Source organism: Candidatus Agathobaculum pullicola, from assembly GCF_052117205.1.
Taxonomy (GTDB): domain Bacteria; phylum Bacillota; class Clostridia; order Oscillospirales; family Butyricicoccaceae; genus Agathobaculum; species Agathobaculum pullicola.
Window position 1 is genome coordinate 1 of sequence record NZ_JBQKJP010000113.1, and the last position, 820, is coordinate 820.

Here is an 820-nt window from a genome sequence, read left to right on the forward strand (position 1 = left end):
ACGTCTGTTGAAAAAGCCGGGGATGACTTGTGGATAGCGGAGAAATTCCAATCGAACTCGGAGATAGCTGGTTCTCCCCGAAATAGCTTTAGGGCTAGCGTTATTTTAGATTACCGGAGGTAAAGCACTGAATGGGCTAGGGGCCGCGAGGTTACCGAACCCTATCAAACTCTGAATGCCGGATAATTGATGAATAGCAGTCAGACTACGTGAGATAAGTCTCGTGGTCAAAAGGGAAACAGCCCAGATCTACAGCTAAGGTCCCAAATTCATGCTAAGTGGAAAATGATGTGAAACTGCGAAGACAACCAGGATGTTGGCTTAGAAGCAGCCACTCATTCAAAGAGTGCGTAATAGCTCACTGGTCGAGTGGTTTTGCGCAGAAAATGTAACGGGGCTAAGCATGAAACCGAAGCTTAGGCATTGTACTTTGTACATTGGGTAGGGGAGCGTCGTATGCGGGGCGAAGTCAGAGCGGAAGCACTGGTGGACTTCATACGAGTGAGAATGCCGGAATAAGTAGCGAGAATTATGTGAGAATCATAATGGCCGAAAATCTAAGGTTTCTTGGGGAAGGTTCGTCCGCCCAAGGTTAGTCGGGAGCTAAGGCGAGGCCGAAAGGCGTAGTCGATGCACATACGGTAGAAATTCCGTAACCACCGAACTTTAAGCATAAGGGACGCTTTCTTTAAGGTGAACCCGGGCGATGGTTGCCCCGGGCGTAAGGGACCGAAATATAGTAGGGAAGTCACTGGCGAGAGAGACGAGAAAAGCTTATGTGTATACTAAGGTGCCCGTACCGCAAACCGACACAGGTAGA

Annotated in this window: 1 rRNA gene; it reads left to right on the plus strand. The window is 48.9% G+C overall.

Annotation, left to right across the window (positions count from 1 at the left end):
* A 23S ribosomal RNA gene (locus tag ACTQ3V_RS15630) occupies positions 1-820 on the plus strand; the annotation flags it as partial.